The organism is Arthrobacter sp. zg-Y750, from assembly GCF_020907365.1.
Classification (GTDB): Bacteria; Actinomycetota; Actinomycetes; order Actinomycetales; family Micrococcaceae; genus Arthrobacter_B.
Window position 1 is genome coordinate 39,777 of record NZ_JAJJOC010000009.1, and the last position, 20,339, is coordinate 60,115.

At 66.6% G+C, this 20,339-nt stretch carries 24 protein-coding genes; 22 read left to right on the forward strand and 2 right to left on the reverse strand.

Annotated features, from left to right (window positions below; all coding sequences use genetic code 11):
• The first annotated feature begins 61 nt into the window (after positions 1–61).
• The 3 genes from ftsY to LOC57_RS06545 all read left to right on the forward strand — a co-directional run bounded on the left by ftsY (position 62) and on the right by LOC57_RS06545 (position 3,090).
• On the forward strand, positions 62–1,249 hold the full coding sequence (ftsY, locus tag LOC57_RS06535; RefSeq protein ID WP_227911710.1) for a signal recognition particle-docking protein FtsY: 1,188 nt from the start codon (positions 62–64) through the stop codon (positions 1,247–1,249).
• Positions 1,250–1,459: 210 nt separating this feature from the next.
• Complete coding sequence (locus LOC57_RS06540) at positions 1,460–2,755, forward strand: ammonium transporter (protein WP_227926080.1); 1,296 nt, start codon at positions 1,460–1,462, stop codon at positions 2,753–2,755.
• On the forward strand, positions 2,752–3,090 hold the full coding sequence (locus LOC57_RS06545; RefSeq protein WP_227911708.1) for a P-II family nitrogen regulator: 339 nt from the start codon (positions 2,752–2,754) through the stop codon (positions 3,088–3,090). Before LOC57_RS06540 ends, LOC57_RS06545 begins: the two co-directional genes overlap by 4 nt.
• 7 nt (positions 3,091–3,097) lie before the next feature.
• On the opposite strand, the gene LOC57_RS06550 is transcribed toward LOC57_RS06545, so the two are convergent.
• Positions 3,098–4,495 (reverse strand): glucose-6-phosphate dehydrogenase, encoded by a 1,398-nt coding sequence (locus LOC57_RS06550; RefSeq protein WP_229958804.1) that lies wholly within the window; start codon positions 4,493–4,495, stop codon positions 3,098–3,100.
• A gap of 130 nt (positions 4,496–4,625) precedes the next feature.
• Here LOC57_RS06550 and ffh point away from each other — a divergent pair, with 130 nt between their 5' ends.
• The 13 genes from ffh to LOC57_RS06615 all read left to right on the forward strand — a co-directional run bounded on the left by ffh (position 4,626) and on the right by LOC57_RS06615 (position 13,764).
• Positions 4,626–6,209, forward strand: a complete 1,584-nt coding sequence (gene ffh, locus LOC57_RS06555; protein WP_227911706.1) for a signal recognition particle protein — start codon at positions 4,626–4,628, stop codon at positions 6,207–6,209.
• Positions 6,210–6,298: 89 nt separating this feature from the next.
• The gene (locus LOC57_RS06560) at positions 6,299–6,880 is read left to right on the forward strand and encodes an alpha/beta fold hydrolase (RefSeq protein WP_227911705.1); all 582 of its coding nucleotides are present in this window, start codon (positions 6,299–6,301) and stop codon (positions 6,878–6,880) included.
• 24 nt (positions 6,881–6,904) lie between these two features.
• The gene (locus LOC57_RS06565) at positions 6,905–7,264 is read left to right on the forward strand and encodes a GNAT family N-acetyltransferase (RefSeq protein ID WP_229958806.1); all 360 of its coding nucleotides are present in this window, start codon (positions 6,905–6,907) and stop codon (positions 7,262–7,264) included.
• A complete protein-coding gene (locus LOC57_RS06570; RefSeq protein ID WP_227911703.1) occupies positions 7,261–8,142 on the forward strand; it encodes a VOC family protein in 882 nt (293 codons plus the stop codon). Before LOC57_RS06565 ends, LOC57_RS06570 begins: the two co-directional genes overlap by 4 nt.
• 206 nt (positions 8,143–8,348) lie before the next feature.
• Complete coding sequence (gene rpsP, locus LOC57_RS06575) at positions 8,349–8,756, forward strand: 30S ribosomal protein S16 (protein WP_227911702.1); 408 nt, start codon at positions 8,349–8,351, stop codon at positions 8,754–8,756.
• A 1-nt stretch (position 8,757) separates the two neighbouring features.
• Complete coding sequence (locus LOC57_RS06580; protein ID WP_227911701.1) at positions 8,758–9,000, forward strand: RNA-binding protein; 243 nt, start codon at positions 8,758–8,760, stop codon at positions 8,998–9,000.
• Between the two features lie 169 nt (positions 9,001–9,169).
• On the forward strand, positions 9,170–9,751 hold the full coding sequence (rimM, locus tag LOC57_RS06585) for a ribosome maturation factor RimM (RefSeq protein ID WP_229958807.1): 582 nt from the start codon (positions 9,170–9,172) through the stop codon (positions 9,749–9,751).
• The gene (trmD, locus tag LOC57_RS06590; RefSeq protein WP_229958809.1) at positions 9,752–10,531 is read left to right on the forward strand and encodes a tRNA (guanosine(37)-N1)-methyltransferase TrmD; all 780 of its coding nucleotides are present in this window, start codon (positions 9,752–9,754) and stop codon (positions 10,529–10,531) included.
• A 252-nt stretch (positions 10,532–10,783) separates the two neighbouring features.
• Entirely contained in the window at positions 10,784–11,143 is a 360-nt protein-coding gene (rplS, locus tag LOC57_RS06595) for a 50S ribosomal protein L19 (protein WP_227911698.1), read from the forward strand.
• Between the two features lie 5 nt (positions 11,144–11,148).
• Complete coding sequence (gene lepB / locus LOC57_RS06600) at positions 11,149–11,859, forward strand: signal peptidase I (RefSeq protein ID WP_227911697.1); 711 nt, start codon at positions 11,149–11,151, stop codon at positions 11,857–11,859.
• 11 nt (positions 11,860–11,870) lie between these two features.
• A complete protein-coding gene (gene lepB / locus LOC57_RS06605) occupies positions 11,871–12,641 on the forward strand; it encodes a signal peptidase I (RefSeq protein ID WP_442860141.1) in 771 nt (256 codons plus the stop codon).
• Positions 12,638–13,447 carry a ribonuclease HII gene (locus LOC57_RS06610; protein ID WP_229958811.1) on the forward strand — a complete coding sequence of 270 codons (810 nt, stop codon included), beginning with the start codon at positions 12,638–12,640 and terminating at the stop codon, positions 13,445–13,447. Before lepB (LOC57_RS06605) ends, LOC57_RS06610 begins: the two co-directional genes overlap by 4 nt.
• Positions 13,444–13,764, forward strand: a complete 321-nt coding sequence (locus LOC57_RS06615) for a DUF2469 domain-containing protein (protein WP_227901490.1) — start codon at positions 13,444–13,446, stop codon at positions 13,762–13,764. The genes LOC57_RS06610 and LOC57_RS06615 overlap by 4 nt, the downstream gene beginning before the upstream one ends.
• A gap of 3 nt (positions 13,765–13,767) precedes the next feature.
• Here the strand turns inward: LOC57_RS06615 and LOC57_RS06620 are convergent, their stop codons facing one another.
• Positions 13,768–14,358: a GNAT family N-acetyltransferase gene (locus LOC57_RS06620; RefSeq protein ID WP_227911695.1), complete on the reverse strand. Its 591-nt coding sequence runs from the start codon at positions 14,356–14,358 to the stop codon at positions 13,768–13,770.
• 41 nt (positions 14,359–14,399) lie between these two features.
• On the opposite strand from LOC57_RS06620, the gene LOC57_RS06625 reads away from it, so the two are divergent.
• The 6 genes from LOC57_RS06625 to dprA all read left to right on the forward strand — a co-directional run bounded on the left by LOC57_RS06625 (position 14,400) and on the right by dprA (position 20,283).
• Positions 14,400–14,999 (forward strand): 2'-5' RNA ligase family protein, encoded by a 600-nt coding sequence (locus LOC57_RS06625; protein ID WP_229958813.1) that lies wholly within the window; start codon positions 14,400–14,402, stop codon positions 14,997–14,999.
• 35 nt (positions 15,000–15,034) lie between these two features.
• Positions 15,035–16,063 (forward strand): hypothetical protein, encoded by a 1,029-nt coding sequence (locus tag LOC57_RS06630; RefSeq protein WP_229958815.1) that lies wholly within the window; start codon positions 15,035–15,037, stop codon positions 16,061–16,063.
• 118 nt (positions 16,064–16,181) lie between these two features.
• A complete protein-coding gene (locus LOC57_RS06635; RefSeq protein ID WP_227911692.1) occupies positions 16,182–16,538 on the forward strand; it encodes a YraN family protein in 357 nt (118 codons plus the stop codon).
• A 52-nt stretch (positions 16,539–16,590) separates the two neighbouring features.
• Positions 16,591–17,361, forward strand: a complete 771-nt coding sequence (locus LOC57_RS06640) for an STM3941 family protein (RefSeq protein WP_229958817.1) — start codon at positions 16,591–16,593, stop codon at positions 17,359–17,361.
• A gap of 163 nt (positions 17,362–17,524) precedes the next feature.
• Positions 17,525–19,078: a YifB family Mg chelatase-like AAA ATPase gene (locus tag LOC57_RS06645; protein ID WP_227911689.1), complete on the forward strand. Its 1,554-nt coding sequence runs from the start codon at positions 17,525–17,527 to the stop codon at positions 19,076–19,078.
• Positions 19,075–20,283 (forward strand): DNA-processing protein DprA, encoded by a 1,209-nt coding sequence (gene dprA, locus LOC57_RS06650; RefSeq protein ID WP_229958820.1) that lies wholly within the window; start codon positions 19,075–19,077, stop codon positions 20,281–20,283. Before LOC57_RS06645 ends, dprA begins: the two co-directional genes overlap by 4 nt.
• Positions 20,284–20,339: the final 56 nt, after the last annotated feature.

The window sequence follows — 20,339 nt, forward strand, 5'->3', positions numbered from 1 at the left end:
ATAAGGCGATTCTCTCAGATCTTCGGACAGTCAAAGAGCCGTCTGTGAGAAGCTTGGAAGCGTGAATGAGACCCTATCGATAGTGATCTACGTCCTTGTCGCCTTGGCTGTGGTCGGCTCTGTCGCTGCGCTGCTGGTACGGACCCGGCGCACCCCCAAGAGCATGTACCCCACCCGCCGCGACGCCAACGACCCGGTCACCGGATCCGGTGCCGGCACTGACACGCTTGATGCACCGCCGGGTGAGACCGGCGTCGTTGTTCCCGACGATCTCCGCGACCTGGAGGAAGCCCCCGCCCCGCAGGCACCAACCGTCGAGACGCCCGAACCCGTCCAGGGCCGTCTGGCCCGGCTCCGGGCCCGTCTGGCCAAGTCCAACAACGCACTGGGCAAGGCACTGCTGGCACTGCTTTCCAGCGACCGTATTGACGAAGACGTATGGGATGAAATCGAAGAAACCCTGCTCCTCGCGGACCTCGGCACCGAACCCACCATGGAACTGGTGGATGCCCTGCGCGCACGCGTCAAGGTTTCCGGCAGCCAGGACCCGCAGGAAGTCCACGCAATGCTGCGCGAGGAACTGATCAAACTGGTGGATCCGTCTATGGACCGCTCGCTGGCTGTTACCCGGCACGCCGAGACCCCCGCCGTCGTGATGGTGGTGGGCGTCAACGGCGTCGGCAAGACCACCACGGTGGGCAAGCTGGCCCGCGTCCTGGTGGCCGAAGACAAGGACGTGGTGCTGGGCGCCGCGGATACCTTCCGTGCAGCCGCAGCCGAGCAGCTGGCCACCTGGGGCCAGCGCGTGGGCGTGCCCACCGTGCGTTCCGAGATTGACGGCGCCGACCCGGCGTCGGTGGCGTTTGAAGCGGTCAAGGCCGGCATCGACGGCGAAGCGGACGTGGTCCTGATCGACACGGCCGGGCGCCTGCAGAACAAGGTCGGCCTGATGGATGAGCTCGGCAAGGTCAAGCGGGTCATCGAAAAGCAGGCCGCCGTGGACGAGGTCCTGCTGGTGCTGGACGCCACCACGGGCCAGAACGGCCTGACCCAGGCGAAGGTCTTCGCCGACGTGGTCAACATTTCCGGCATTGTGCTGACCAAGCTGGACGGCACCGCCAAGGGCGGAATCGTCGTCGCCATCCAGCGCACCCTGGGTGTGCCGGTGAAGCTCGTGGGACTGGGTGAAGGCGCGGACGACCTCGCCCCGTTCGAAGCCGAAAGCTTCGTGGACGCCCTGCTGGGCTAGTACCCGCCGCAGCTCAAAGCCCCGTCTCCCGGCAAGGGAGGCGGGGCTTTTGCGTACCCGGAAACGCAATGGAAACCTCCCCGTCACCGCCCTTTTACCGGACCTGCGTGTTTGTAACCTCACGGCAACACCCCCACGCCCGGCCGGAAATCTGGCCCCGGCAAAGTTCATGGTGCGGGAGATGCCCGCCAAACGCGAAGGGACGTGAAGATGGATCTGTCAGCAGGTCACGTCTGGGTAATGGTTTCGGCAGCTCTGGTGCTGCTTATGACACCGGGGGTGGCGTTCTTCTACGGCGGCATGACCCGCGCCAAGGCCGCTCTGAACATGATGATGATGAGCTTTGTATCCATCGGACTCATCGGTGTGGTCTGGGTGCTCTGGGGCTTCTCCATGACCGGCGGGGACGGCATCGCCGGACTGTTCGGCAACCCCTTCACCTCCTTCGGCCTGGAAGACATCCTGGGCAGCGAAGACCTCATCACCGCCGGATACGGGGCAACGTTTGCCATCATCACCGTGGCCCTGATCAGCGGGGCCGTTGCGGACCGCACCAAGTTCGGTGCATGGGCGGTCTTCGTCCCGATCTGGGTGACCCTGGTCTACTGCCCGCTGGCCTTTATGGTCTGGGGCGGCGGACTGCTCGGCGCCGACGGCGCGGTGGGTTCCGTGGTGGGCGAGGCCATCGACTTCGCCGGCGGCACCGTGGTCCACATCAACGCCGGCGCGGCCGGACTGGTCCTTGCCCTGATCATCGGCAAGCGCAAGGGCTTCGGCAAGGACCCCAGCCAGCGTCCGCACAACATCCCCTTCGTGATGCTGGGCGCCACCCTGCTCTGGTTCGGCTGGTTCGGATTCAACGGCGGCGCCGCCGGTACTGCTGAAGAGGCGGGCCTCATCTGGATCAACACGCTCGCCGCCCCCGCCGCCGCCATGCTCGGCTGGCTGCTGACCGAACGGATCCGCGACGGCCGGGCCACCTCGCTGGGAGCCGCTTCCGGCGTCGTCGCCGGCCTGGTGGCCATCACCCCGGCCTGCGCCAACGTCAGCCCGCTGGCCGCGGTGGGACTGGGTGTGGTTGCCGGTGTCCTTTCCGCCCTGGCGATCGGCCTGAAGTACCGGTTCGGCTATGACGACTCCCTCGACGTCGTAGGCGTCCACCTGGTAGCCGGTCTCGTGGGCACCCTCGCCTTGGGCTTCATCGCCCTGCCGGCCGACGGCGCCGGCGGCGGCCTGTTCTACGGCGGCGGTCTCGGGCAGCTCGGCGCGCAGTTGGCCGCAGCCCTGATCACCATCGTCTTCTCGGCCGTGGTGACCCTGGTCATTGGCCTGGCGATCCACAAGACCATGGGCTTCCGGATCTCCGAAGAAGACGAGATCAACGGCGTGGACCTGAGCGAACACGCCGAAACGGCCTATGAATTCGACGGGCTCGGCACGGGCGGCGCTTTCACGCCCTTCCCGGATACGGCACGCACCACCACCAAGGAGACGGTCAACTCATGAAACTCGTAACCGCTATTGTCCGGCCCGAGAAGCTCGACGCCGTCCGGGGCAGCCTGGAAAGCTACGGGGTGCAGGGACTAACCGTCAGTTCCGCGAACGGCTACGGCCGCCAGCGCGGGCACACCGAGGTCTACCGGGGTGCGGAGTACACCGTGGACCTGCTGCCCAAGGTACGGGTGGAGGTGCTGGTGGCCAATGAATGGGTCAATGACATTGTTGATGTGCTGGTTTCCACCGCCAACACCGGCCGGGCCGGCGACGGCAAGGTGTGGGTAGTCAACGTGGAAGAGGCGCTGCGGGTGCGTACCGGCGAACGCGGGGACAGTGCACTCTAGCTACTCCCTACAGGTCCGCCCGGCTGGTATTCCAGCCGGGCGGTCCCTGTGTTCCGGCAGGGTAGGACTCCATCGGGACCTCGTCGGAGGCCCATGCCTGCAGCACCGGATCCACGATCCGCCAGCACTCAGCGGCTATGTCGGCACGGACCGAAAGCAACGGATCGCCGTTGAGCACCGATTCGATCACCTCGCCGTACGGGGTCAGGTGCGACACGTGGGTGGGTCCCTTCAAGCCCGTGCGTTCAAGCCGGAACACGCTCTGCGGTCCGTTGATGTTCAGTTCCAGCTCAATTTCCGCCGGGCCGAAGGAAATCCGCAGCCGCGAAGGCAGGTCGGTGATCCCCGTGAACCCCTCCGGCAGGTGGCTGACCGGCCGGAACGTCACCAGCACCTCCTTGCGGGCACGGCTCATGGCCTTGCCGGAGCGGAGGATAAACGGAACCCCGGCCCAGCGGTCATTGTTGATCCGGATGTCCACCTCGGCCAGGGTCTCGGTGCCGCGGGAGGGATCAACACCGGGGGAGTCCGCATAAGCCTCGATCTCCCGTCCGTCCACGCTGCCGGCGGTGTACCGGGCACGGCGGCTGGTGGCCGGGTCGGCGACGGAGGCGCGCAGCGTAGCCGCCACCAGATCGCGCAGGTCGCGCTCGCCGAGGGTGGCCGGTGCCTCGATGGCCATAAACGCCATGATGTGAAGCAGGTGGCTCTGGATCATGTCCTTCAGGGCTCCGGCGGAGTCGTAGTACTTCGCCCGCCCTTCCAAGCCCAGCTGCTCGTCGAAAACGATCTCCATCTTCTCGATGTGCAGGTTGCTCCACGCCGGTTCCAGCAGGCGGTTGGTGAACCGCAGGCCCAGGATGTCCATGACCGTGGTCATGCCCAGGAAATGGTCCACCCGGAAAATATTCTCTTCGGGAACCAGCCGGGCGAGGGCCTCGTTCAAAGCAACGGCGGACGCCTGATCGCTGCCGAAAGGCTTTTCCAGCACCAGCCGGGTGTCCGGCGGCAGGTCGCCGGCCTGCAGTTTCCCCACGGCCTGCACCGCCAGGGCAGGAGGCAGCGCGAAATAGACGGCCAGGGGAGGCTCCAGGTCCCGGATCCGATCTGCCAGCTCGGCGCCCTTGGACAGGTCCAGCTGCAGGTACCGGCCGCGTTCCACCGTGTCGGCCAGATACTCGGCGGCGGATTCATCGGCAGCTTCGGAGGCTTGGGCGAAGCATGCCCGCATGCGGTCCTGCCACTGCTCCCGGGTCCATTCCCGGGACCCGGACCCGATAACGGTCAGCCCGGGCGCGCGTCCGCGGCTGACCACCCGCGCAAGGCCGGGCAGCAGCAGGCGCTCGGCAAGGTCTCCGGTGCCGCCAAGGATGAGAAGGGTCCGCACACGCTGGGGATCGGCCATGACTCCAGCGTCCCACCGCCGCGGCCGCGGAGGTAGGGCAGGGGAGGCAAATAGGCGGAGCGGCTTGGTACCCTTAACAGCTGGGCCTGGCAAACAAGGCGAAGAAACTGACGAAAGAAGTGCGCGGCACGTGTTTAATTCACTGTCTGACCGGTTGACTTCAACCTTCAAAAACCTGCGCGGCAAGGGCCGGCTCACCGAGGCCGACGTCGACGCCACCGTGCGCGAGATTCGCCGCGCCCTCCTGGACGCCGACGTCGCCGTTCCCGTGGTGCGTGCGTTCACCGCCACTGTCAAGGAACGTGCCCTCGGGTCCGAAGTTTCCCAGGCCCTGAATCCGGGCCAGCAGGTCGTCAAGATCGTCAACGAAGAGCTCAAAGCTATCCTCGGCGGTGAAACGCGGCGCCTGCGCCTGGCGAAGAACCCGCCCACGGTCATTATGCTCGCAGGCCTCCAGGGTGCCGGTAAGACCACCCTCGCCGGCAAGCTTTCCAAGCACCTGAAGTCCCAGGGCCACAGCCCGCTGCTGGTCGCAGCGGACCTGCAGCGGCCCAACGCCGTCCGCCAGCTCCAGGTCAACGGCGAACGCGCCGGCGTGCCGGTCTACGCACCGCACCCCGGCGTGTCCTCCGAGTTCGAGGCCGCCACCGGTGATCCCGTAGCCGTGGCCCGCCAGGGCATCCAGGAAGCCCGCACCAAGCTGCACGACGTCGTTATCGTAGACACCGCCGGCCGCCTGGGCGTGGACGCCGAACTGATGCAGCAGGCCGCGGACATCCGCGCCGCCATCAACCCGGACGAAGTCCTCTTCGTGATTGACGCCATGATTGGCCAGGACGCCGTGAACACGGCCCAGGCCTTCAACGAGGGCGTGAACTTCACCGGCGTTGTCCTGACCAAGCTCGACGGCGATGCCCGCGGCGGTGCCGCGCTGTCCGTGGCCTCGGTGACCGGCAAGCCGATCATGTTCGCCTCCACCGGCGAGGCCCTGACGGACTTCGAGATCTTCCACCCGGACCGCATGGCCAGCCGCATCCTGGACCTCGGCGACGTCCTGACGCTCATCGAGCAGGCGGAGCAGAGCTGGGACAAGGATGAAGCCAACCGGATGGCGAAGAAGTTCGCCGACCAGGAAGACTTCACCCTGGACGACTTCCTCGCCCAGATGCAGCAGATCCGCAAAATGGGTTCCATGAAGAAGATGCTCATGATGATGCCCGGTGCCGCCGGCATGCGTGAGCAGCTGGAGAACTTCGACGAACGCGAGATCGACCGGGTCGAAGCCATTGTCCGCTCCATGACTCCGCACGAGCGCGTGGCCCCGAAGATCATCAACGGCTCCCGCCGCGCCCGCATTGCCCGCGGCTCCGGCGTGCACGTCTCCGAGGTCAACGGCCTGCTGGAACGTTTTGTCCAGGCCCAGAAGATGATGAAGAAGATGGCTGCCGGCGGCGGCATCCCCGGCATGCCGGGTATGGCAGGCCCGGGCGGCTTCGGCGGTGCCCGCAAGAAGCAGCAGGCAGCCAAGGGCAAAAAGAAGGCCAAGTCCGGCAACCCGGCCAAGGCCGCCCAGGAACGGGCGGAAGCAGAGGCGCGGGCCGCCGGTGCCCGCAAGGCGCTTCCGACCGGCAGCGCCTTCGGGGCCCAGGACGCGGACTTCGACCCGGCGTCGTTGAACCTGCCCAAGGGCTTCGATAAGTTCCTCGGCAAGTAAGCTCTGCACCTGAACAGCCGCACACCGCCGGACACTTGTCCGGCGGTGTGTGCTTTAACCCGCGGCTGGCCGTGGAGAACGGGAGTCCCATGCTTCGGCAACGAGTGGTTTTTGTGCACGGAGCCGGCAGCTTCGGTGCGGCCGCCTGGCCCAAACAGCACGGGCTCGCCCTGGACTATGACGCCTTGTTCCTCCGGCGCCACGGCTACGGCGCTGCCGCCGGGCCGGTGCCGCCGGACCTGGAGGCAGATATTGCCCTCATCCGCGGAGAACTGGGCGAGGGCGGGCACCTGGTGGCGCACTCAACCGGTGCGGTTCCGGCCATGCTGGCCGCACTGCGTTACCCGGGCAAGGTTTTTTCCCTGGTCCTGTGTGAGCCGGCGGTGTTCTCCCTGACCCGGGACCTGCCCGTCACCACAGCGCACCGGGCGCTGCTGCAGCCGCACTCAGATGCCGCCCCGGAGTGGGACGCACCGCTGGACATTGTTCCCGGTGTTCCCACACTGGTCCTCACCGGAGGTTGGGAACCGCTGTACGAGGAAGTGGCGGAATTCCTGGTATCCACCGGCGCGGAACACCTGCAGGTGGGCGGAAACCACCGTCCGCAGGACACGGATGCCGGGGCGCGGGCCATCCGGGCGTTCCTTGCCCGCCGGAAGCGAGACAGCTGATGAACGCCGCTTCCGCCCGCGGCAGTGCTGCCTGAGTCCGCTGCTGCACGGTGCATCCTGGTGGCCGGACGGCCGCCTGCTGGCTTTGCCCGACTGGAGGAAGTTGACCGGCAGGCCCACCTTGAGCAGCTTTCGGTCCACCCCGACGCCGCCGGCGCGGGCCTTGGGCGGGCGCTGGTGGAGGCTGCCATGGCTTGGGCGCGGGAACAGGGATACACGTACATGACGTTGTGCACGTTTGCCGATGTTCCGTTCAACGCCCCGTTCTACGCCAGTTGCGGCTTTGAAGTGGTGACTGCGCCCGAAGGTGAATTGGCGGACGTGCGGCGCCATGAAGCCAACGGCTGGGCAATACGTGAAGCTTCAAGTAAGCTCAATACATGAATCTTCAAGTAAGCGACTTGCTGCCTGCAAACCTGGCCATGGGCACAGTGATGCTCAAGGTCGGCGATCTGGCCACGGTCTCCGCCTATTACCGCGGGGCCTTGGGCCTGGAGGTGATCGCAGAAGCGGACGGGGGGCTGTACCTGGGCCGCGGCGCTGTGCCGGTGGTGCATCTGGCCCCGGCGCCGGGCCTGCAGGTCGCCTCCCGCGGGGAGGCGGGGCTGTTTCACACCGCCATTCTTTTCGAAGACCGGGCGGCACTGGCCGCGGCCGTCGCTTCGGCGGCGCAGTATGACCCCACGGCATTCGCAGGGTCGGCGGACCATCTGGTCAGCGAAGCCTTTTACTTCACCGACCCGGAAGGCAACGGCATCGAACTGTATTACGACAGGCCGCGGGATGCCTGGGAATGGGATAACACCGGCGCAGGCCGGCAGGTAAAGATGGCTTCGCTGGCCCTGTCCCCGCAGGCCTACCTCCGGGAACACCTGACCGAAGCGGCACTGGACGGACTGCGGGGCTCCGCGGCCGCCGTCGGGCACGTCCACCTGCAGGTGGGGGACACGGCAACTGCCGAAGCCTTCTACGTTTCCACACTCGGCTTTGAGCGGACCGCCGGGTTCCATGGGCAGGCGCTGTTCGTTTCCGCCGGCGGCTACCACCATCACATGGCCATGAATGTGTGGAACAGCCGAGGCGCCGGGCCGCGCCGCGACACCTTGGGATTGGGGGAGGTGCTGATCAGCGTCCCGTCCGCGGACGACGTCGCAGGGCTGGCCGACCGCCTGAAGACTGCGGGCGTTGCCAGCCACCACACGGGTGCCGAACTGGTCTTCGAGGATCCGTGGCGCAACCGGCTGCGGGTCGCCGCGGGTTGACCGGGACCGCCGGGGAACCGCTTTGGGCCCGCCAGCGCCGTGAGTCGCAAAACGAGGAACCATCTGGCACAATGGTCAGGTACTCGATCTGCGCGGCCCCTCTCTCCGTGCATGCATCTTGTCCTTTTGAACCCTAACGTTATGGCCCGCCCCACGGGAGCAGAAGTACGGGTTCGCCCCATTTCAGATCAGGAGTGACCACAAAAGTGGCCGTAAAGATTCGCCTTAAGCGCCTTGGCAAGAAGTTCTCAGCACACTACCGCGTTGTTGTCATGGATTCCCGTGCCAAGCGCGATGGCCGTGCCATCGAGGAAATCGGACTGTACCGTCCGACCGAGGACCCGTCGTACATCGACATCAAGTCCGACCGCGCCCAGTACTGGCTCGGCGTCGGCGCCCAGCCGTCCGAGCAGGTCGCAGCACTGCTGAAGATCACCGGTGACTGGCAGAAGTTCAAGAACATCGACGGCCAGGAAGGTACCCTGCGTACCAAGGCCCCGAAGGAAGCCTTCGTGGCTCCCGAAAAGAAGTCCGTGATTGTCCCCGAGGCAATCACCCCCAAGGCCAAGAAGGAGGAAGCTCCCGAGGCTTCCGCCGAGGCTGAGGCTGAGTAAATTGCTCGCTGAAGCACTGGAGCACCTCGTGCGCGGAATCGTTGACAACCCTGAGGATGTCAACGTTTCCGCCAAGAGCAACCGCCGTGGGGAAACCCTCGAGGTTCGGGTTCACCAGGAAGATCTGGGCCGGGTCATCGGCCGGCAGGGACGGACGGCCCGCGCACTGCGCACGGTCATCGCCGCCCTTGCCAACGGTGAGCAGGTCCGGGTTGACGTTGTGGACACCGACCGGCGCCGCTGATAATCAACGGCGCAGCGGAAGCGGACAGTTCTTCCTTGCAGTACCAGCAGTAAAAGCAGTACACAGGATCCGGCCCCGACACCAGATAATGGTGCAGGGGCCGGATTTTTTGTGAGGCGGGTTCCCGCCCCACCATCCCAGGCGAGACAACCCCGACAGAGGAGATTCCATGCAGTTACAGGTGGCACGCATCGGCAAGCCGCACGGCATCCGCGGCGAAGTGACCGTCCAGGTGCTGACCGACGCGCCCGCGGACCGCTTTGTCCCCGGCACCGAACTCACCGTGGAGCCGGCCTCCAAGGGGCCGCTGACAGTGATCAGTGCCCGCTGGAACAAAGACATCCTGCTGCTCGGTTTCGAGGAAGTAGAGGACCGCAACGGCGCCGAGGAACTACGCGGCGTCAAGCTGTTCATCGATACCGAAACCGCCGACGAAGATGACGACGACGAAGGCTGGTATGAGCACGAACTGGTGGGCCTGAAGGCGCGGGTGGGCAACGACGTCGTTGGCACCGTCAGCGGGCTGCGGACCCTTACGGTCCAGGACCTGCTGGTGGTCGAAGACACCAACGGCGCGGAAATCCTGGTGCCGTTCGTTGAGGCCATCGTCCCTGAAGTGAACGTCGAAGGCGGCTACGTGCTGCTCACTCCGCCCGAGGGTCTCTTCGAGCTGAACAAGCCCGAAGACAAGAAGCCCGAAGACAAGAAACCCGAAGCCGGCGCGGCCGACACGAAGGAAGCCGGACAGTAAGTGCGTATCGACGTCGTCAGTATCTTCCCGGAGTACCTCGCCGCCCTTGAGCTGTCCCTCATCGGCAAGGCCCGGCAGGACGGACTGCTGGACCTGTCCGTGCATGACCTGCGGGACTTCACCACCGACCGGCACCGCACCGTGGATGACACCCCCTACGGCGGGGGAGCGGGAATGGTAATGAAGCCCGAACCCTGGGCGGCGGCGCTGGAATCGGTTGCCGGCGACGGCGACGAACGCCCCGTCCTGATTGTTCCTTCGCCGGCGGGCGCGGTGTTCACCCAGGCCATGGCCTACGAGCTGGCTGAGGAGAATCACCTGGTCTTCGCCTGCGGCCGCTACGAAGGAATCGACGAACGGGTCCTGGAATGGGCCGGGGAACACTTCGACGTGCGTCCCGTCAGCCTGGGCGACTATGTGCTCAACGGCGGGGAAGTGGCTGTGCTGGCCATGGTGGAAGCCGTGGGCCGGCTGGTGCCCGGCGTCGTCGGCAACCCCGAGTCGCTGGTGGAGGAATCCCATTCCGACGGGCTCCTGGAATACCCGGTTTACACCAAGCCCTCCGACTGGCGGAACCGGCCCGTCCCCGAAGTCCTGCTCAGCGGCAACCACGGGAAAATCGCCCGTTTCCGGCGGGACGAGCAGCTGCGCCGCACCGCGGCCCGCCGCCCGGACCTGATCGAAAAGTTCGACGCCGCTGCCCTGGACAAAGCGGACCTGGCCACCCTGGCCGCCTTGGGGTACGAAGTGCGCGGCGGCCGGATCCTTCCTCCGGCCTGATGCCCCGCCCGATCCGCTCCCGCTGATTGGTGGTGCCGGGTCGGATATGGCAAAATAAAGCATTGTGCCATCTGGGTCCGTACCTGCCACAGGGGGAACGCGGCCAACAGTCAGGCACGCCGGCAGCCCAACTTCGGGTTCCTGCCGGTCCTTTACCTTCGACAGCATCCGTGCGGCCCCGGTTTCGGGACGCATTCTTGCTGCCGTTACCAAAGTGGATGACCTGTGGCGTCCACCAGGAGTGATAAACAAATGCACATCCTAGATTCTGTTGACGCAGGCTCCCTGCGTACGGACATCCCCGAGTTCCGCGCCGGTGACACGGTCAAGGTTCACGTAAACATCATCGAAGGCAAGAACACCCGTGTTCAGGTCTTCCAGGGCTTCGTGCTCAAGCGCCAGGGCGATGGCCTCCGCGCGACCTTCACGGTCCGCAAGGTCAGCTTCGGCGTCGGCGTGGAGCGTACCTTCCCGGTACACTCCCCGGTCATCGACAAGATCGAGGTTGTATCCAAGGGCGACGTCCGCCGCGCCAAGCTGTACTACATGCGCGACCTGCGCGGCAAGGCAGCCAAGATCAAGGAAAAGCGCGACTTCCGTCCCGCCAAGTAATTTACTTGTCTGCAGCATCCGCCTCCGGGGACCCCTCCGCGAAGCACACAGAACGCCGGCCCCGGATTGCGGGCTGGCGTTTTGTGCTATGTGCTCTCGCTGCGGCGGTCATCCTCGCCGCCCTTGTCCGGGCCTTCCTGTTTGACGTTTTCTACATCCCCTCGGATTCCATGCAGCCGCTGCTCGAACCCGGAGACCGTGTGCTGGTGTCCCGGATCGCGTATGCGTCGGAGGACATCCGCCGCGGCGACGTCGTGGTCTTTGACGGCCGCGGCTCGCTGGCACCCCTGCACAGTGGACGTCCCGCCCTTGAAGAGGCGGCCGTCACCGTGGCCCGCTGGGTGGGCCTGGCCGGCAGCGACACCGTGTACGTGAAGCGGGTGGTCGGTGTGGCGGGGGACCGGGTCAGCTGCTGCAGTGACTCAGATCCCCGAATCACCGTTAACGGAACTCCGGTGGATGAGCCGTACGTTTATGAAGGTGACGCCCCCAGCGAGCAGCCGTTCGACGTCGTCGTTCCCGAGGGCCGCCTGTGGGTCCTGGGGGACCACCGCTCCGTTTCGGCGGATTCCCGTTCGCTGCTGGGGGCACCGGGCGGCGGGCTGATCTCCACCGAAAGGGTGATTGGGCAGGCCCAGCGGATTCTTTGGCCGCTCGGACGCAGTACCAATATTGACCGGCTATCCTTAGGAGCCGAGTGGACAACGGAGAAATAAGAGGAAACGCAATGTCGCAGCAACCGGACCAGTCCCCCGACGGGACGCCCGGCTCCGGGGAGCAGCGGGACCACGCCGCCCACGCCATGGCACCCAAGCAGAAGAAGCGGGGGCTCGGGGCGTGGCTGCGGGAAGTGCTGACCATCGTGGTGATAGCCCTGGTGCTTTCCTTCCTGATCAAGACCTTCCTTTTCCGGGCGTTCTATATCCCCTCGGGGTCCATGGAAGAGACGCTGGAGATCAATGACCGGATCTTCGTCAACCTGCTGGTGCCGCAGCCGATAGACCTGAACCGCGGCGACGTGGTGGTGTTCAAGGACACCAAGGGCTGGCTGCCGCAAACAGTTGAAAAGCCGGCGAATCCGGTACGCGAGGCGCTCACCTTCGTGGGGCTGCTCCCGGATGAATCCCAGCAGCACCTGGTCAAGCGGGTCATCGGCACCGAAGGCGACCACGTGGTGTGCTGCGATGCGGACGGCAAGATCACCGTCAACGGCGAAGCCCTGGACGAGCCGTACCTTTACCCCGGCGCCACTGCCTCTGACATTCCCTTCGATGTGGTAGTCCCTGAGGGCAAGGTCTGGGTGATGGGGGACCACCGCAACGCCTCCGCCGATTCGCGCGAACACCAGGCCGGTGAGGGCGGCGGCTTCGTCGACGTAGGGGACATTGAGGGCAAGGCTGTAGTGACCGCTTGGCCGCTGAACCGGATCGGCGGAGTCAGCAGCTATTCCGAGGTCTTCGAAAACGTTCCGGAACCCGAAGGAAGCAGCAGCAAGTGAGCACTGCCGTAAGAGCTTCCGTGGCGTCCAAGGCACCCACCCTGCGTTTTGAACGGACCTTCGCCGCGCAGGGGCACCAAATCCTTGCCGGTTGCGACGAGGTGGGGCGTGGTGCCCTTGCTGGCCCGGTGTCGGTGGGGCTGGTGGCCGTTGACCTGGCCACGGTGCGTTCCCTGAAAGGCGTCAGGGACAGCAAACTGCTCTCCGTGGCGGACCGGAACGCCCTGGTGCCCCAGATCAAGAAATGGGCGCTGGCCTGGGGCGTCGGACACGCTACCGCTGCGGAGATCGACCTGTTTGGGCTCACGGCGGCGCTGCGGCTCGCCGGAACGCGGGCCTGGGATCAGGTGTGCCTCACCCGGCGGCCCGACGTCGTGCTTCTGGACGGCAATTACAACTGGCTTTCCCCCGAGCGGCAGGGAAGTCTCTTCGACGGTCTGGAGGCAGCCGGCGGCGTCGGCGGCGTCGGCGGTCCCGCGGCGCTGGCCCCAGGCGAGGGCTGCGACGCGGAAGTCCACACCAGGATCAAGGCAGATATGCAGTGCCTGAGCGTAGCGGCTGCCAGTGTCCTGGCGAAAGTGGAACGCGACGCCATGATGGTAGAGTTTGCCGCTGCTAACCCGCACTACGCGTGGGAGATCAATAAGGGCTATGCCACCGAGTCGCACCGTGCGGCCATCGATACCCATGGACCTACGCCGCTGCACCGCATGTCCTGGCATCTGGGCTCCAAGCCGAGGCCCGGGGAAACGGCGGCGGTGCCGGGGGACGACCTAAGCCCAGTTGGGGGGATGATAGGAACATGAGCGCCGAAGACCTTGAGAACTATGAAACGGACATGGAGCTCCAGCTGTACCGGGAGTACCGCGACGTTGTCGGTCTCTTCAGCTACGTGGTGGAAACCGAACGGCGGTTCTACCTGGCCAACCACGTGGACCTCCAGGCGCGCTCCGCCGACGGCGAGATCTACTTCGACCTGACGCTCCAGGACGCCTGGGTATGGGATGTCTACCGCTCCGCCAGGTTTGTGAAGAGCGTCCGCGTGATCACGTTCAAGGACGTCAATGTGGAGGAACTGACCCGCAACGACGACCTCACACTGCCCAAGGCGGACGAACTCTAGGCGTTACTCCACGCCCGCCGGCACGGACGGCAGCCGCCGTGCTGTGTCTGCCCAGCTGGCCGCCGGCTCCCTAGAATCACCGTTGGCCAGGGTGGAAATCCAGCCTTCAACCATCTTGCCGCGGTGGTTTAGCAGATAGGGAACGGCTATCGGTGCCGGAAACCCGCAGCGCCAGACCGTTTTGTAGCTGCCGGCGTTTCCGGCGTTCGCGCTCCAAGTCACCACGTCCCAGCCCAGCTCATCGAAGGCGTGGCCGAGTACCAGCCGCACGGCGCGGGACATCAGGCCGCGGCCGCGGAATTCCGGTGACGTGACGAAGCCCAGGTTGCCCGAGTTCGCACCCTGGAAGCGCAGGTCAATGGTCCCCGCGTAGCTTCCCCCGGTTTCCAACGCCCAGGACACGGCATTTTCCTGCGGCACCGAAATGCCCGCAAGATACTCCCGCGCCATCTCCGGCGTATAGTCCAGCGGGACCGTGGTCCATTTGATTGTGAGCGGGTCCAGGCACCGGGCATAGACGGCGTCGAGGTCGGCAGGAGTATGCGGGCGCAGCGCCAGCGGGCCGTCGACCAGCCGGGGGATTTCGAAAACCATCCCCACATCCTAGGCACGGCGGACCGGTCTAGACTGCTGACATGCCCGAGCACCGCACCGGTTTTGATGCCAACCGGCGGCTGTATGCCCAGATGCAGCCCGACGCTGGCTCGCTGGCGCATCTGCTCGCCCTGCGGGATTCCCTAACCTCGGGTGCGCCGCGCGGGACCCGTCCGGTGCCGCGCGGCCAGCTGCACTTGACACTCATCCATTTCGGTAAAGTGCTTGACGTGCACCGGGTCATCAGTGCGGCCACGGGCATCAGCCTGCCTGACTACGGGCAGCTGCTGGCGGGATACATCGAGCGGACAGAGGCCCTCCTGCCCGAGGACTCCTTCCGGCTGCAGCCCGTGCACCTGACCGGATTCGGCGCGCACGGACGGACCCTCGTGGCGGAATACGCGCCCACCCCGCAGCTTGCCGCGCTGCACGCAGCCCTGCTGACAGAGCTGACCGGGTTCCTGGCCGCCTGCGGGATTGGGGACACTGCCGGGTTCATGGCGGGCGACCCGAATTTCATGTTCGCGCAGACACTGCGCCCGCACATCACCCTTGCCCGCGGTTACGCGGGGGAGCCGCCGGCGCTGCCGCTGGCGCCGGTAACGCTTACACCCATGCCGGTGGTCTACCCCGGGCACTGACCGCGTGCTGACGCGTGCTGTGCGAGGATGGCCGCGTGAATACCGATCAGCTGCTCGCCGGACCCAGGGGCCGCCGGCTGTGCCTGTCCCTGGCCGCGGAACTGGAGCCGCGTATCCGCATGGCCGTCTTCAACCTGGGCTACGAGCTTGACCCGGGCAAGGGGGTTTCGGTTGTCCGGTTCGGAACGGCTACCGACGCCGGGGGAGCCACCGACCTTCCGGCCGCTTCGCCGGAGGAGCTGGGTGCGCTTCTTGCTGCCGTGGACGTGCCGGATCTGGCCGAGATGCCGGTGCTAGCTGCCCTCGACGCAGCCGTGGCCACAGCCAGGTACTGGCAGGTACCGGACGGTGAGGACGTCCTGGCAGCGCTGCCGGTCATCCGGGAAGCGCTGCGTCCCGTGGCGGACCGGGTCAGGGCGTCACCGGGAGCGGGCTGGTGGGAGCAGCCCCGTGCCCGGGAACAGTGGGCCGTCGACTGGCGGGATCCGGATGCTCCCCCACCGTTGGGGCAGGACCTGCGCACGGTGCTTGCGGAGTGGGCACGGAACACACGTGCCGAGGAGCTCAGAGCGTTGGAAAGTTTCCGCTACGCCTCCGGTTCCTGGTGGTCGATCCCCGTTGGCCTCCTCGGCACGATCAGAGCGCTCCCCGTCGGATTGGACTTGGTGGAGGACGCCCCGGGGTGGCGGGAGGCCACCGCGATTCCGGTCCGAGGGGACGGCCGGACCTACGAAATCCGTACCGCGGACGACTGGGCGCAGCTGTGCCGTGCGTTCCCGCTGGAGGTCACGGCCTCCCGCCGGCGCGACTGGTTCCAGGTCACCGGCAGGGACGGCCGGTGGGTGATCCCGGACTGGGAACGCGTGGGCACGCAATGGGATGCCGTCCACCTCACGGTCCTGGGATATCTGGCCTGTGCCGGCCGGGCACTGACCGTGGACAGCGACACGGCGTCGGTGATTGCCGGTTGGGACCCGGACCGGACGATCTGGCTCACCGACGTCGTACGCGAGACCGGTGGACAGCGGCAGTCGTGGCACCGTTCCCAGCCTGGTGATGCCTGACAGGAGCAGGCTTAGTCCCCTCCTCCCCAACGCCGCCTTCAGCGGCCGCGTCCGCCCGGGACTGCACACGGCGGATGAACCGCGGCAGGGCTGTGCGCGCCGGCGCAAGGATGGCGACATGAAAGCCAAAGACATCCTGGGCAGCCGCGGCGAGGAGCTGGCGGCCCAATACCTGGCCGCCGCAGGAATGACCATCGTCGACCGGAACTGGCGCTGCCCCGAAGGAGAGATCGACCTGGTGGCCGTGGACGGCGCCACCCTGGTGGTGGTGGAGGTCAAGACCCGGTCATCCCTTGCCTACGGGCACCCGTTTGAAGCCATTACCCCGGCGAAACTCGCCCGGTTGCATGGTCTGTCCGCGGCTTGGGTGCGCGAACACGGACGGTATTTTGCGCACCGCCGGATCGATGCGGTGGCGGTGCTCGACGACGGCACGGGGCGGCCGCTTGTAGAACACCTGCAGGCAGTGGGCTGATACCGCCCGGCGCCGTCGTATGATGAGCCCCGGCACTTAGGGGGACGGCGGGATGAAAGACATCGTAAACAGCGGACGGGAAGACCATGGGCTGGAAGCGGAAGCGGACAGGGGATTGGGCCCCGGCTTGAGACCCACTTTGAGTCCCGGTTTGGAGCCCTTGACCTTTTCGGTTTCGAAGATCCGTGTTCTCGGACTGGGCCTCATGGCACTGTTGTTCGCCGCGGGATGCGCGGCGTTGGTAGTGCATGGATTCACCGGCCATCACCATCACGGCAGCGGCCGCGTTGGCGGCGGCTTGGCAGAGGTGGTGGCAGGCTTGATCGGTGTGGCCTTCTTCGGCGGGGGCGCTTTTTTCTTCGTTTGGAAGAAACTGCGGGAGCCGGAACTGCTGACGCTCACCGAGCAGGGCATCATGGTGGCGTCGGGAGGCTTCATCCCCTGGGATAACTTCGCCGCCGTCGGCATCAGCCGGACCATGGGCGGCCCGGGCGGTGCCAAGATCATCGGAATTCGGGTGAAATCGCAGGAGCGCCTGGTCGCGACCATGTCCCCGGGCGATATCCGCGCGGTGCAGGGGGTAGCCAAGGCGGGCAGATTATTTGGCCGGATCATGCCTGGCAGGGGATTGCGCGGGCAAAGGGAAGCCTTGGGCGCTTTGCGCTCCGTGCCCCAGCACGGCCCGGTGGCCACTTTCCAGTGGACGCGCGATGTGTCCGGCTGGGACGTGAGCTGGTCCCCGCTGGTATTCAATCGCCGCAGCGCCACCGTGGTGCGGATCATTGAGGATTACCACCGGGCAGTGTTGAAGCTCCGTCCCTAGCCCAGGGCCTTTTCCTCCACAGACCCGGGATTCCTGTTCTCGTTGCTGCGCCGTCCACATCCGTGGGGGGGGGGGGGGGGCCCCCCCCCACGTCACCGGGACATGGTGGAGGCATGAGAGCCAGTGAACCCCGCAGAGGGTGCTACCCGATCCCGGTGTTCCCGTGAGCCTGGGACGGACGTACGGAGTGGGACTGGTGGGCCTGCACGGCAGGATCGTGGAGGTGGAAGCGGACATCGGCCAGTCGCTGCCGTCCTTTGTCCTGCTGGGCCTGCCGGACGCATCGCTGAACGAGGCCCGTGACCGGGTCAAGTCTGCCGCCAAGAACGCCGGGCTGCCGCTGAGCCGGCGCCGGATCACCGTCAACCTCATGCCAGCCGATGTGCCCAAACACGGCTCCGGGTTTGACCTGGCCATTGCTGTGGCCGCCCTCTGCGCAGGCGGCACGCTGAGGAGCCCCGGACGGTGCGTCTTTCTCGCCGAACTGGGGCTGGACAGCAGGCTCCGCCCCATCCGTGGCGTCCTCCCGGCCGTCATGGCTGCTGTGGCTGCCGGGTTCACGGACATTGCCGTGGCTGCGGAGAATGCTGGCGAAGCAGCGCTTGTTCCCGCCGCCCGTGTGCGCGGCTACACCTGCCTGGCCGAGGTCGCCGCAGACCTCGGTGCAGACCCGGAGCAGCTGGTCTTTCCCCCGCCGGCCAGCCGGGCAGCGGATGACTCGCCGGCAGGGGAGGAGACGGACCAACCTGCCCGCCTTCCGGACCTTGCCGATGTGGCGGGGCAGCAGGAGGCCCGGTTTGCAGTGGAGGTCGCGGCGGCCGGCGCCCATCATCTGCTGATGACCGGCCCGCCGGGTGCAGGCAAGACCATGCTCGCCGAACGGCTGCCCGGGATCCTGCCGGATCTTCCCGACGATCAGGCAATGGAGGTTACGGCCATCCATTCCCTGGCCTGGCAGGGAAGGCCCTGCCGGCAGCTGCTGCGCCGGCCGCCGTTCGAAAGCCCGCACCACACCGCCTCCCCTGCGGCAGTGATCGGCGGGGGCAGCGGAATACCCCGGCCCGGGGCAGCCTCACGGGCGCACCGCGGAGTGCTGTTCCTGGATGAGGCTCCCGAGTATGAGCGGCGGGTCCTGGACGGGCTGCGTCAACCGCTGGAAAGCGGGCAGCTGGTGCTGCACCGGGCTGCGGGCACAGCGGTCTACCCCGCCCGTTTCCAGCTGGTCCTCGCCGCGAATCCGTGCCCGTGCGGGCTGGCAGCCGGGAAGGGAATTGACTGCACCTGCACCCCGCAGCAAAGACGCCGATATTTCAGCAGGCTTTCGGGTCCCCTGCTGGACCGGGTGGACCTGCAGCTTACGGTCCAGCGGGTGTCGCTCGGCGACTATTTCGGTTCCGATGCGGCGGAGGGAAGCGGGGCGGTCGCTGCACGGGTACGGCAGGCGCGGAGCCTGCAGCGGGAACGTCTGCTTCCGCTGGGGTGCGAAACGAATGCCGAAGTAACAGGTTCGCTGCTGAGGGATGTCCTGCGGCCGCCCTCCGCGGCCACAACGGCACTGGACCGCGCCATGGAGCGGCAACTGCTGACCGCCAGGGGATATGACCGGGTGCTGCGGGTGGCTTGGACCATCGCTGACCTTGCCGGTCACCCTGTGCCCGGGGCCGACGACGTCGGGCAGGCGCTGGCTTTCCGCAGGCAGGGAGCGGCAGCAGCATGAGCACCGTGGAAGAGGAATTGCTGCTGGCCCGTGCGGCGCTGTCCCGGCTGTTCGAACCCTCAGACACCGTGGGGCTGGCGCTGGTCTCAGCCGCCGGACCGACGGCGGCCCTGCGGATCGCCTCGGGTGAGGTTCGGCTGCCGCCTGAGGCCGCTGCCGGCATCGGGCAGATGCTGGGGCCTGCGGGTATGGCATCAGGTCCCGGAGTGTTCACTGAGGCATTGGGCCGGTGGACGCCGCGCGTGGCCGACCTGGCCCCGGGCCGGGACCTGGAAACCATCCGCCGGCTGGGCGGCGAACTGCTTATCCCGGAGGATCCCCGCTGGCCCGAAGCACTGCGGCACCTGGAAGCGGGTATGCCGCTGTGCCTGTGGGTACGCGGCAACCCGGAGGCCGCTTTTCCTGAACTGAACCGGACCGTTGCGGTGGTGGGCTCCCGTGATGCCACCGGATACGGGCTGTCGATCACCGGAGACATCTCAGCAGGGCTGGCCAACCGCGGATACACCATTGTTTCCGGCGGTGCCTACGGCATCGATGCCCAAGCACACCGTGCAGCGCTCGCAGCTTCCACCGGCAACAGCGCAGCCACCATCGCCGTGATGGCGTGCGGGGCCGACAGGTTCTACCCGGCAGGCAACGAAGACCTCCTGCGCAGCGTCGCCGACCGCGGACTGCTGCTCTCCGAGGTGCCGCCGGGGTCGGCGCCCACTCGATGGAGATTCCTGCAGCGCAACCGGATTATCGCGGCCCTGAGCGCCGCCACCGTAGTGGTTGAAGCTCGATGGCGCTCCGGTGCGTTGAACACGGCCCATCACGCCGCCGGCCTGGGACGCGAGGTAGGAGCGGTCCCGGGGTCCGTGTACTCAGCCAACTCAGCCGGATGCCACCGCCTGCTGCGGGACGGCAGCGCGGTGTGCGTGACCGACGCGCAGGAAGTCGCCGAACTTGCCGGTCCGCTGGCGGACTCCCGGACGCCGGACTCGTTGGGCCCGGCGGCTCCCTTGGAAGACCACGACGGCCTGACCGTCGAAGACCTCCTGCTCCTGGACGCCCTGCCGGTCCGCAGCTCCACCACTATCGACAAACTCGCCCGGGTCGCCGGACTGTCAGTGCCCGGAGTGCGCGCAGGCCTGGCGCGGCTGGAACTGGAAGGACTGGCCATCCGGTCCGGCCCGGACCAGTGGCGCAGGGGGCACCGATGACGGCAGGGGCACCGGCTGCCACATCACGCTGATCCTTCACCAGTTACCACTACCGA

What these genes read in the sequence shown, in the direction of transcription:
- LOC57_RS06540 (WP_227926080.1), top strand. Translation starts at nt 1,460, where the DNA reads ATGGATCTGTCAGCAGGTCACGTCTGGGTAATGGTTTCGGCAGCTCTG.
- LOC57_RS06545 (WP_227911708.1), top strand. Translation starts at nt 2,752, where the DNA reads ATGAAACTCGTAACCGCTATTGTCCGGCCCGAGAAGCTCGACGCCGTC.
- LOC57_RS06550 (WP_229958804.1), bottom strand. Translation starts at nt 4,495, where the DNA reads ATGGCCGATCCCCAGCGTGTGCGGACCCTTCTCATCCTTGGCGGCACC.
- LOC57_RS06560 (WP_227911705.1), top strand. Translation starts at nt 6,299, where the DNA reads ATGCTTCGGCAACGAGTGGTTTTTGTGCACGGAGCCGGCAGCTTCGGT.
- LOC57_RS06570 (WP_227911703.1), top strand. Translation starts at nt 7,261, where the DNA reads ATGAATCTTCAAGTAAGCGACTTGCTGCCTGCAAACCTGGCCATGGGC.
- rimM (WP_229958807.1), top strand. Translation starts at nt 9,170, where the DNA reads ATGCAGTTACAGGTGGCACGCATCGGCAAGCCGCACGGCATCCGCGGC.
- rplS (WP_227911698.1), top strand. Translation starts at nt 10,784, where the DNA reads ATGCACATCCTAGATTCTGTTGACGCAGGCTCCCTGCGTACGGACATC.
- lepB (WP_442860141.1), top strand. Translation starts at nt 11,871, where the DNA reads ATGTCGCAGCAACCGGACCAGTCCCCCGACGGGACGCCCGGCTCCGGG.
- LOC57_RS06615 (WP_227901490.1), top strand. Translation starts at nt 13,444, where the DNA reads ATGAGCGCCGAAGACCTTGAGAACTATGAAACGGACATGGAGCTCCAG.
- LOC57_RS06620 (WP_227911695.1), bottom strand. Translation starts at nt 14,358, where the DNA reads ATGGTTTTCGAAATCCCCCGGCTGGTCGACGGCCCGCTGGCGCTGCGC.
- LOC57_RS06625 (WP_229958813.1), top strand. Translation starts at nt 14,400, where the DNA reads ATGCCCGAGCACCGCACCGGTTTTGATGCCAACCGGCGGCTGTATGCC.
- LOC57_RS06635 (WP_227911692.1), top strand. Translation starts at nt 16,182, where the DNA reads ATGAAAGCCAAAGACATCCTGGGCAGCCGCGGCGAGGAGCTGGCGGCC.
- LOC57_RS06640 (WP_229958817.1), top strand. Translation starts at nt 16,591, where the DNA reads ATGAAAGACATCGTAAACAGCGGACGGGAAGACCATGGGCTGGAAGCG.
- dprA (WP_229958820.1), top strand. Translation starts at nt 19,075, where the DNA reads ATGAGCACCGTGGAAGAGGAATTGCTGCTGGCCCGTGCGGCGCTGTCC.